The organism is Peptoniphilus duerdenii ATCC BAA-1640 (assembly GCF_000146345.1).
GTDB lineage: Bacteria > Bacillota > Clostridia > Tissierellales > Peptoniphilaceae > Peptoniphilus_B > Peptoniphilus_B duerdenii.
The window spans coordinates 773024-783287 of record NZ_GL397071.1; the positions used below are offsets into that span (position 1 = coordinate 773024).

A 10264-nucleotide genomic window follows, 5' to 3' on the forward strand; every position below is an offset into this window, starting at 1 on the left:
AAATGGACCGAGCTTCTTCACGAAGTCAGTCCATTTTTTTAGCCGTTTATTATTTTTAATTCTTTAACCATATTAAGCCTTGATATTTTAATCTTCTCTACTAGATGAACAAGTACAAATGTTACTATGCTAAGTACGTAGGCCAATATAAATATTGATTTTGGAACTGGAATATCAAAATATGCATCAAATTTTTGCATGGCTATAAATAGCATATACTTTATGAGCTTGTCCAAAATAGGTATTAAAATTATCTGATACACTATTAATATTAAAAATATGGTGCTTATATAAACTTTTGAAATTTCACTATCTTTAAATCCGAAAATTTTAAGATATGTTATATTAACCTTTGACTTATCTATTATTAATGACGAAATCATTGAGGTTAGTATAAAATAAAATGTTAAGGAGACTACTATCAACATTGAAAATACAACTCCAAAGGAGTCTAGGAAATGGTCCATAAATTTCGACATTTCATTTTTGTTTAATTCAGTAATTAGATTGTCTTTTGAAATTTCCAACCTTTCATCTGACATGTAACTATTGAAATAATCTTTGTCTTTTTCAATTATTTTGTTTAATGCCTCTCTAGTTGTAAATATTTGAAACAGACTATTGTCCTTGTCTATGTCTTTTATTTTTAAACTTTTTATCTTGCTGTTGTAGCTATCTCTTATCCTAAATGTATCTGATTTTTCTAAATTAAATCTTTTTGAAAATCCAGAAGAAACTATAACTTCATCTTCTTTTAAATCTTCTGTTTTTAGATTTTTGTATTTACTATTTTTTTCTACCCCATAGAATTGAATCTCTTTGTCATCGCTATCGACCAATTCTGATTTAACCACTGTTGCGACATCCGCATTCACATCTTTGTTTTCCTTTTGCTTTACAAAATAGATGTGATTATACTTCATCTCATTTTGCATATTTTTAGCATAAATACTAAACACAGGCTTTGCAGAAAGTGAGAATACTAAAATTAAGTTTGCTAAAAATACTCCGAACAAAAGAGCTATGAAATTTAATTTGTTGGAAAGTATAATCCTTGTTTTAAATTTTCTTAAAAACGAAATATTTTTTAGTTTTAGCCTTGTATTTTTCTTTGTCTTTTTTAAGTTTCTTCTTAAAAAATTCACAGGACTAAATTGTAAGCTCCTGCTAATTACAAGATAATTTATTACCAAGTAGATTATCATTGGTAAAAAAGATGTAATGAGAAATGAACGGGCGGTGAAGGTCACTTCGAATTTTGGCAGGTCATAGGATGCGTAGTAAAGGGCTGCATATTTTTTATATAGATAAGTATATGAAATTATATTTCCTACTAGTGATGATATAAGGGCAACGAAAAGTGGCATTGCCATATAATTAAGTAAAAGCTCTTTTTTTCTATATCCAGATGCAAGTAGAGTTCCAATAATTGGAGCTTCCTCTTCTATCAAACTCTTTATTTGTACCGCGCTTATAAACGCAATTGCAATAAAAAGTAGTATTGATGTCAAGGTCATAGTTGGAACATCCCCACCCATATCATCAATGATAAAGGTTATACGTTTGTTATCAAACCTTGTAACACCATCAATCATCAAGTTTTCTTTGTTTATAACCTTTGAAATCTCCTTTAGTTTTTCCTTTGCTTCTCTTTCGTTTAAATTGCCATCAGTATGATAAGAGTAATTGTATATTATCTTTTCATTGGAAAATTTTTTAAATCCTGAATCACTTAAAAGGCAAACTCCAAAATATCCAATATCCATAACCAGATCATCTCTATTTTTAAGCAGTGACGAATAGTCTGGAACTGAAAAAAGACCTGTAATTTTAAAATTTTTACCTCCTATTTCAATACTATCATTTAACTTTAAATCATTTGCTCTTGCATAGTTTGCAGAAATTGCAATCTCATCTTCAGATTGTGCAAGCCTACCTTCATAAATTTGAGCTTCATTTATGTATTTTCTGTTTTTAAAAACTCTTAAACTCTTATTGTCTTTAGCATCGGATTCAAAATAAAAATTGTCATATAACTTTATAGACAGATTTTCTATTTTTTCTTTTAAATCATCTGATAATTCATAAATAGTATTGAAGTTTCCGTCTTCTACCTTACCATTTTGAGTTTGACTGTAATAAAGATTCTTAATAGACTCTTGAGATATGAAAAATGAAGATGCAAACACCACTATAAATACCAACGAAATAAAAATAGGAATAACTTTGAAAGGCTTAGATTTTATCTGTCTATAAACTCTCTTGTTAATAGGATTTTTCATTTACCACACCACTTCCTTTGCCGAAAGCTTATTTGTATTAACTTCAAAGCTCTTTATCTTTCCATTATGCAAAGATAAAATCAAATCACACATTTTTGCAATTTGAACGTTGTGTGTGGCTATAATTACAGTGGATTCATAATCCCTATTAAGCTTCTCTATTATCCTTAAAACATCTTTTGCGCTGTCATAGTCTAGAGCGCCGGTAGGTTCGTCACAAATTAAAAGACTAGGTCTTTTTATAATTGCCCTTGCTATTGATGTTCTTTGTGCTTGACCTCCTGAAATTTCATTTGGATATTTATATTTATGATCAGTAAGACCAAGTTCATTAATCAAATAATCTATATCCACTGGATTCTTAGATAAAAATTTTCCAACCTCTATATTTTCAAAGACATTTAAGTCACTTATTAAGTTATAAAACTGAAAAATAAAACCCAAGTACTCTCTTCTATAATTTTCCAATTCTCTTTTTGACATCTTACTCAATTTGTTACCCAATACATCAACTTCTCCTCCATCAATATTTTCGATGCCACCTAAAATATTTAGAAGCGTTGATTTTCCTGACCCCGATGGGCCAAGGACACAAATTATTTTCTTATCTTCAAGCTCTAAATCAATTCCCTTTAGAACTTCAATCCTTCCTTGTCCTGAACCATAACACTTATGTAAATCTGAAACCTTAATCATAAAACTCCCTTCTTTTTTTTAAATATAAGTACAAGCCATATCCAATAATAACAATTTTTCTTTGACTTAATTATACTCTTGGTGATAAATTTTATCAATATACTTCTGTGATGAAGTTTTAAAATAAAAGCTGTTATGATTGTTTCTTTACGACAAAGAAATCAAAATTGATGTTTGTTGTTTTTTGAAAACTTAAAGAGATCTAGACGCCACAATAAATATTATAATAAAACTCCCAAAACAAAAAAATAAAAAGAGTAGATAAAATCTACTCTTTAAATGGTTTCCCATAATCCATCGTTATAAAATTATAAATATTAGATTAAAGCTTCGTCTTCTTCGTCAGCTATGTTTGGAATAGGTTTTTTAACAATGTGTTTGTAGTAGATTTTTTCTACTGCCATTGATACTGCGTTATCACCAGTTACGTTTGCTGCAGTTCCGAAACTATCTTGAGTTAGATAAAGTGAAATTAGAATTGTAGCCATTGGTGAATCACTAGCGATTCCAACTACTGGTAAGAATGGAAGAGCACTCATAACAGCTCCACCTGGAGCTCCTGGTGCAGCTACCATTGCAACACCTAGTATAGCAATGAATTTAACGATTAATCCGTAGCTATGTGGCATATCATACATTGTAAGAAGTGTATATACACAAGATGTAAGTGTAATCATTGATCCTGGTAGATGCACTGTTGCACATAGTGGAATTACGAAGTCTCTTATTTGTTTAGTAACACCGATTTTTCTGTTACATTCTACGTTTACTGGGATAGTAGCAGCAGAAGATTGAGTTCCTACAGCTGTTAAATAAGCAGGTACTGCTTTTTTAAGAGATGAGAATGGGTTTCTGCCTGTGTATGCTCCTGCACATATAAACATAAGTGAAATGTAAAGAATGTGTAGAATGATAATACAAATAAATATCTTCCAGAAAATATTTAAAATTGCAAATACAGAGCCTGAATAAGCCATGTTTGCAAAGTTTCCACAGATGAATAGTGGAAGTAGTGGAATGATAACATTTGAAAGTACCATTACTATAATTTCGTTGAATTCGTTGATTAGCTTGTAGAAGCCTTCTCCAGAACCTTTTTGACGAAGAACTGATACTGCAAGTCCCATCATAAATGCAAGAACTAAAGCTGCAGTTACGTCTATTATTGGTCCTAGTGGAATTTCAAATAGTGGTGTTAAATTGTCTGCTGTTGCTGCTTGAATCTTTTCAGCAAGTTCTGGTGTTACAAAGTTTCCAAATAAGCTTCTAGCCATTGTATAAGAAAGTGTACCAGCGATTAGTGTTGAAAGATAAGCGATGATTACAGAAGCTAGAAGTAGTTTACCAGCACCTTCTGATAGATCTGCGATACCTTTTGTTACGAATGCAACGATCATAAGTGGTATAATAAAGCTTAAAAATTTACCGAATAGTCCAGAAATTGTAACTAATACTGTTGTTATTTCTTTTCTTGCAAATGGTAAGTAAGCTCCGATTATAATACCTAGGACGATTGCGATTATCAAACGAGGTATTAATCCTAACTTTTTCATAATAATTCTCCTAAATAAAATTTTCTCTTAAGCATTGTCTCCTAAGAATTCACGCCTTATTGCTTGACCAGTCTTGGTACCAGCGATGCCTCCAAGTCCTGTTTCTCTTAGAGATTCATGAAGCATATGTCCTACCTCACCCATTGCTTGTACGGTTTCTTCAAAAGGAACGATGGATTTAATACCAGCAAGGGCCATATCGGCAGAGATAAATGAATTCATAACTCCAGAGGCATTTCTGAAAGTACATGGATATTCAACTAGTCCAGCTATTGGATCGCAAACAAGACCCATTACATTGATTATTGTAATGCTTGCAGCGTTAAGAGCCATTTCGGCACTGCCACCTAACATCTCAACTATTGCAGCGGCTGCCATAGCAGATGCAGAACCACATTCGGCTTGACATCCACCTTCAGCTCCTGCAAAGGTAGCATAGTTTCCAATTATTTGTCCGATACCTATAGATGCAAGGAAGCCTCGGATCATTGTATCGTCATCAAGATTATATCTAATTCTCATACTGGACATGGCAGCAGGCATAATTCCTGCAGATCCAGCAGTAGGAGCTGCGGCAATCTTGCCCATTGCAGCGTTGGTTTCAGAAGTTGAAAATGCCATCGCCATAGCATGTACCAAGAAGTCGCCACAGATAGTTTCTTTTTCTTTTCTGTAGTCGTTGAAAGTTTTTGAAAATCCGTCTATCATCTTAAATCTTGTTGTGTAGCTCTTTTCAAGAGCATCATGAGAAGAATTCTTCATTACTTCTAAGACTTCAAGTAGACCAGCTCTTAAACTTTCTTCTGTTTGATGTGGATTTTTAAGCTCTTCATGAAGAACTAAATCCGCAAGGGAGCAGTTATTTTTATTGCAATAATCTATAATCTCTTTTTGAGTATTTAACATCTTATACCTCCACGTAGGTAGATTCTAAGAATCTATCTTGGTTCAAAATTTCGTCTTTTAGCTTTTCTTCAAGTGGTCTATCAATTTCAACAGTTAGAGTAACTAGATTAGTGATTCTATCCTTATTTGTGTTGATAGATTCAATATTGTAGCTTGCATCTGCCAAGAATTTTGAAACGTTGGCAACTACACCCTTTTGTTCGTGGTATTTTAATAAGATAGTAGGGAACTCGCCTCTAAACTCAACCTCGATACCATTTATATCTACTATTACAATTGCTCCTCCACCTATTGAAGAACCGATTACATATTCGTCATGATCATCGTAGTGGAATATAATCTTAACTGTGTTTGGATGGTATTTTTCACCTAGATCCGCAGTCTTAAAAGTGAAGTCAACGCCTTTTTCTTTAGCGTCATCAAAACTATGTCTAAGTCTTGCATCATAGGTTTCATATCCTAGGATACCTCCCACAAGCGCCACATCAGTGCCGTGTCCTTTGTATGTGTGAGCAAAAGAACCGTGAAGGATAAATTCTACGCTCTTCCATCCTTTTGGACAGATATTAAGGGCGGTTTTTCCGATTCTACAAGCTCCAGCAGTATGGGAACTACTTGGTCCTATCATAATAGGTCCTAATATATCAAATGCGCTATAATCAGCCATGTAATCCTCCTTATAATAATTTATAAATTCTTATTTTCAATATTAATATATTCTATAATATGTAAAAAGTCAATTTGTCAGAGCCTCATTTTCAAAATATTAAATAAAAAATACGCAAAATTTTAAAATGATAATTCCATTACTGATAAAAAATTATAAAAAAATCCCCAATAGGGGACTTATTACATGTATCTTAAGAAGTGGTAGAGAAGATATATTGAAAAGAAAAATAATATAAAGAAAACCACCACTACAATCTTTTGTTTTCTATTCATTTTTTGTACCTCCAATAGGTTTTTATACTTGAAAGTCTAGCTCTCACATAGGCGAGAAATCTCTTTAAATTTCTGTCTTTTTCATACCATTGGGTAAATTCAAAACCTCTTCTAAGAAGTCTACTTGCGAAGACTCTCTTATCCTCGGCCACATATTTTTTAGCAACCCATGGGTCTACATAGAGCCACACCTTGTCGCAACCACTATGGTAGTAAGGATCCTTATCCAAATTTAAAACGAGATCTTCTACAAGAAATTTTACAAAGTTACATCCCCCTGCAGTCATGTAGTAGGAAGATCTACCCTGTCTAATATTTATTTCAAAAGCCTTGTAGGTTTTAGTTCTATCGTCGTATTTCAAATCGAAATTTGCAAAACCACGGTATCCAATAGATTCCAAAAATTTCCCATAGGTCTCATAGAGATTTTCGTCTGAATCTGTGTATAGAAAGTCGTAGTTGCCGATCTCTTCAGGAAGCACCGCATCGAGAAGACATCTTCCAAGACACATCATCTTCACTTTGCCATTCTTATCCACATATGCGTTAAGTACAGCCATATTTTCTGGACCGCCTTCGATAAATTCTTGGGCGATCATATCTCCAGAATAACCAGCGTCGTAGATTCTTTTTAGTTCGAGATTAAACTCTTCTTCAGAATGAATCTTGTAAGCCTTTTTCTTTCCTTCGAAGTGAAGATGGAAAAACTCGATAGAATCGTTGGCTTTTAGAGCGATTGGAAATGAAAATGGAAGGCTAATTTCTCCTGTTTCATACATATTCTTATCTATGATATAGGTCTTTGGATAAGGAAGATTTTCCTTTTCGCACATATTATAGAAGTCTTCTTTATTTTCGAGAAGCTTTTGCATACTAGAATCGACATAGTTAAAGAGATAGTTTTCTTTTAGAACTTCGCTGTTCTTTGTGATTAGAGAAGTGTAACCGTCGGAGCAGGAGATCAAAAGAAGTTTATCTTCAGGTCTTTCTTTTGCAAAATCTATAAGAGTTTTTAGAAATACTTCGTTGTCTTCAAAGTTTGGATCCACATGTACATCTACAATTTTTGAATCCCTTGTATATAAAAGTGGCTTTCTGCCAAAACAATATGAAGTCTTGCCATATTCCTTATGAAAAGAGCGGGCAACCCCGTAGGCGTTGGCATCTGTGCCTAAAATAACTGGTGTAAACATCTTTCCTCCAAATTAATTTTTCTATGTTAAGTATAGCACAACTGTTTTAAAAACTTAAACTTGGATATAAATAATATGAATAAATTTTAGGAGGAATATAATGAAATTAACATTTGCAGGAAATGAAATGAACCTAGTAGGAGAACAAGTAAAAGTTGGAGATGTAGCTCCAGACTTTGTAGCAGTAAAAGGAGACCTTTCAGAATACCATCTAAGCGATGACAAGGGCAAGGTAGTTATCATCTCAGTAGTGCCATCAATCGACACAGGAGTTTGCGCAATCCAAACTAGAACATTCAACGAAGATGCAACAGAACTTTCAAAAGACATAAAGATCGTTACAATTTCAATGGACCTTCCATTTGCGCAACAAAGATTCTGTGCAGCAGAAGGAATCGAACAAGTTGAACTAGTAAGTGATTACAAAGACCACGACTTCGCAAAGAAATATGGTTATCTAATCAAAGAACTAGGACTACTAGCAAGAGGAATCATAATCGTAAATAGAGAAGGAAAAGTAACCTACACTGAAATCGTGCCAGAAGTAACCCACGAAGTTAACTTCGATGCAGCACTAGAAGAAGCAAAGAAACTTATTTAATAAAAGGGCCAAGAGCCCTTTTTTAATAGAAAGGAATAGCAATGGATGTACTAGTAGTTGTCGATTGTCAAAACGACTTCATCGATGGAAGCCTAGGCTGTTACCATTCAAAAGAAGCCGTAGAAAATATTGTAAAATATATAAAAGAAAATAAAATAAAACCAGTCTATTCAATGGATTGGCACAGCAGAGAAAACAAATCCTTCAAAGAAAACGGAGGAATCTGGCCAGTTCACTGCGTAAGAGACACCCATGGCTCAGAGCTATCAAAAGTATTTTATGAAAAACTAGACGGAGAAGATATTCCAAACGGAGAAAACACATTTAAAAAGGGAATAGATGACGTGGTGGAAGAATATTCTGCCTTTAACGCCAAGAACTCTCACGGAACAAAGATAAATGAACTAGATGCAGATACCTTCTACGTATGCGGAATCGCATCAGAATTCTGTGTCAGAGAAACAGTTCTAGAACTTAAAAACCACGGAAAGAACGTGGTCCTTCTAGAAGATTTAGTTGGATATGTGGACGAAGAAAATCACAAGAAAAATATAGAAGAACTAAAAAATATGGGAGTAAAAGTCCTTTGAACATAAAAATCATATGCGTAGGAAAGCTCAAGGAAAAGTATTTGAAAATGGCACAGGATGAATATTTAAAACGCCTTGGACCCTATGCAAAAGTAGAAGTAATAGAAATAAAAGACGAAGATATAAAAGAAAATTTCTCCGAAAGCGAAGTAGAACTTGCAAAAGAAAAAGAAGGAGCAGGGATACTATCCAAAATAAAAGATAGAGATCTCGTGTTCACTCTAGAAATAGAAGGCAAACAGAGAAGCTCGGAAGAATTTGCAAGTGAAATAGAAGACATGATGGTCCATGGCAATTCCGACGTAGCATTTGTAATAGGAGGATCCTGTGGAATATCGAAGGAAGTCATGGCAAGAAGTGATAGGAAGATTTCATTTTCAAAGATGACATTTCCACATCAAATAATAAGAATAAATCTTCTAGAACAGATCTACCGAGCATTTAAAATAATAAAAAACGAGCCGTACCACAAGTAGTACGGCTATTTTTATGAAATTTTAATTAGATTGTCTCTTAAAAATAGAAAGTAGAATGATAATCGCCAGATGAAAAGCGGCAAACACACCGATTAGTAGGTAGTCATTGTACTTTAAATTTGAAAGGGTAGAGTAGATGAGCCTTAAATTAGAAGGACTCACCACATCCCAAGAATTAAACCTTACGAATCTTCCAAGATAAACTGCGACACCAGAAATCCCAGAAAAGAAAATAAGCATAATAAACTCTGCGAAGATATGACCCTTCACCCTAATAATTTCCAAAATATTTACAAAAGTTTCGTAGGAAAGAAGAAGGGACAGAGTTATAAATACCACATCCACCATCATCTTAAGCCATGGAATGAATTCCATAACATAGTTTACATTTCTCTGTGCGTCAATGGAATAGAATTCGCTGGTCCTAGTATGGATAAAATCCGTCGCCATGTAGATGCAATTTGGATAGAAAAAAATGGCAGGAAGAGTAACCAAGAGCACTAAAATAGCAGAGCGCTTAAAAGATAGCCCAACCTCACTAAGAACAAAAGCAAACATGGAAAGCCCGCAATTTATAACCAGGTAAAATCTATTTAAATCGAAATAGAACACCGCGAAAGAAAGTCCTAAATATATTAAAAAATATAAAATAAGTTTAAAAGTTCTGTTAAATTTCATAATCATCTCCACAAGTATTATACCATTAAGACAAAGGGGAATAGAATGAAAAAAATATTTATTGACCGAAAGGCGTGAGAAAAATTCAATTACTTATTATGCACCGTAGCGGAAGCATCTTGCTTCCACAGCCTAGAGGCTTTACATAGAAATACCTTCCAACTGCAGTCACCCTGAGCGAACGCAGTGAGTCGAATGGGTATAACCTCCGAGGGTTAATCCTTTGCAAATGAAATAATTTCAAAAATTATAATATATGTAAATAAATATCCTATACATAACCTAACCATATTCTTTCTTCTTCAAATCTTTTTTTACGAGGGGGCGGGAGGCACCGAAAAACCTCC

The 10264-nt window shown here is 33.7% G+C and carries 10 protein-coding genes; 3 read left to right on the top strand and 7 right to left on the bottom strand.

The features are described 5' to 3' along the window. Positions 1-38: 38 nt before the first annotated feature. The 6 genes from HMPREF9225_RS03475 to HMPREF9225_RS03500 form a co-directional block, all read right to left on the bottom strand. Positions 39-2282: an FtsX-like permease family protein gene (locus HMPREF9225_RS03475; RefSeq protein ID WP_008901557.1), complete on the bottom strand. Its 2244-nt coding sequence runs from the start codon at positions 2280-2282 to the stop codon at positions 39-41. Further along, positions 2283-2978 carry an ABC transporter ATP-binding protein gene (locus HMPREF9225_RS03480; RefSeq protein WP_008901558.1) on the bottom strand — a complete coding sequence of 232 codons (696 nt, stop codon included), beginning with the start codon at positions 2976-2978 and terminating at the stop codon, positions 2283-2285. Between the two features lie 317 nt (positions 2979-3295). Then, on the bottom strand, positions 3296-4531 hold the full coding sequence (locus tag HMPREF9225_RS03485) for a dicarboxylate/amino acid:cation symporter (RefSeq protein WP_008901559.1): 1236 nt from the start codon (positions 4529-4531) through the stop codon (positions 3296-3298). A gap of 27 nt (positions 4532-4558) precedes the next feature. Next, the gene (sdaAA, locus tag HMPREF9225_RS03490; RefSeq protein WP_008901560.1) at positions 4559-5437 is read right to left on the bottom strand and encodes an L-serine ammonia-lyase, iron-sulfur-dependent, subunit alpha; all 879 of its coding nucleotides are present in this window, start codon (positions 5435-5437) and stop codon (positions 4559-4561) included. A 1-nt stretch (position 5438) separates the two neighbouring features. Next, positions 5439-6104 (bottom strand): L-serine ammonia-lyase, iron-sulfur-dependent subunit beta, encoded by a 666-nt coding sequence (gene sdaAB / locus HMPREF9225_RS03495; RefSeq protein WP_008901561.1) that lies wholly within the window; start codon positions 6102-6104, stop codon positions 5439-5441. Positions 6105-6375: 271 nt separating this feature from the next. Continuing rightward, entirely contained in the window at positions 6376-7572 is a 1197-nt protein-coding gene (locus HMPREF9225_RS03500; protein WP_008901562.1) for a carboxylate--amine ligase, read from the bottom strand. A gap of 100 nt (positions 7573-7672) precedes the next feature. Between HMPREF9225_RS03500 and tpx the strand changes: the two genes are divergently transcribed. The 3 genes from tpx to rlmH are packed head-to-tail and all read left to right on the top strand — an operon-like array spanning position 7673 to position 9239. Then, positions 7673-8173 (top strand): thiol peroxidase, encoded by a 501-nt coding sequence (tpx, locus tag HMPREF9225_RS03505; protein WP_008901563.1) that lies wholly within the window; start codon positions 7673-7675, stop codon positions 8171-8173. A gap of 41 nt (positions 8174-8214) precedes the next feature. Then, positions 8215-8763 (top strand): isochorismatase family protein, encoded by a 549-nt coding sequence (locus tag HMPREF9225_RS03510; protein WP_008901564.1) that lies wholly within the window; start codon positions 8215-8217, stop codon positions 8761-8763. Further along, positions 8760-9239: a 23S rRNA (pseudouridine(1915)-N(3))-methyltransferase RlmH gene (gene rlmH, locus HMPREF9225_RS03515; protein WP_008901565.1), complete on the top strand. Its 480-nt coding sequence runs from the start codon at positions 8760-8762 to the stop codon at positions 9237-9239. Before HMPREF9225_RS03510 ends, rlmH begins: the two co-directional genes overlap by 4 nt. Before the next feature lie 21 nt (positions 9240-9260). Here rlmH and HMPREF9225_RS03520 read toward each other — a convergent pair whose 3' ends face one another. Beyond that, a complete protein-coding gene (locus HMPREF9225_RS03520) occupies positions 9261-9917 on the bottom strand; it encodes a DUF1361 domain-containing protein (RefSeq protein WP_050748285.1) in 657 nt (218 codons plus the stop codon). Between the last annotated feature and the right edge of the window lie 347 nt (positions 9918-10264).

Excerpts from the sequence above, each read along its gene's own strand:
- HMPREF9225_RS03475 (WP_008901557.1), bottom strand. The coding sequence starts at position 2,282 with ATGAAAAATCCTATTAACAAGAGAGTTTATAGACAGATAAAATCTAAG.
- HMPREF9225_RS03480 (WP_008901558.1), bottom strand. The coding sequence starts at position 2,978 with ATGATTAAGGTTTCAGATTTACATAAGTGTTATGGTTCAGGACAAGGA.
- HMPREF9225_RS03485 (WP_008901559.1), bottom strand. The coding sequence starts at position 4,531 with ATGAAAAAGTTAGGATTAATACCTCGTTTGATAATCGCAATCGTCCTA.
- sdaAA (WP_008901560.1), bottom strand. The coding sequence starts at position 5,437 with ATGTTAAATACTCAAAAAGAGATTATAGATTATTGCAATAAAAATAAC.
- sdaAB (WP_008901561.1), bottom strand. The coding sequence starts at position 6,104 with ATGGCTGATTATAGCGCATTTGATATATTAGGACCTATTATGATAGGA.
- HMPREF9225_RS03500 (WP_008901562.1), bottom strand. The coding sequence starts at position 7,572 with ATGTTTACACCAGTTATTTTAGGCACAGATGCCAACGCCTACGGGGTT.
- tpx (WP_008901563.1), top strand. The coding sequence starts at position 7,673 with ATGAAATTAACATTTGCAGGAAATGAAATGAACCTAGTAGGAGAACAA.
- HMPREF9225_RS03510 (WP_008901564.1), top strand. The coding sequence starts at position 8,215 with ATGGATGTACTAGTAGTTGTCGATTGTCAAAACGACTTCATCGATGGA.
- HMPREF9225_RS03520 (WP_050748285.1), bottom strand. The coding sequence starts at position 9,917 with ATGAAATTTAACAGAACTTTTAAACTTATTTTATATTTTTTAATATAT.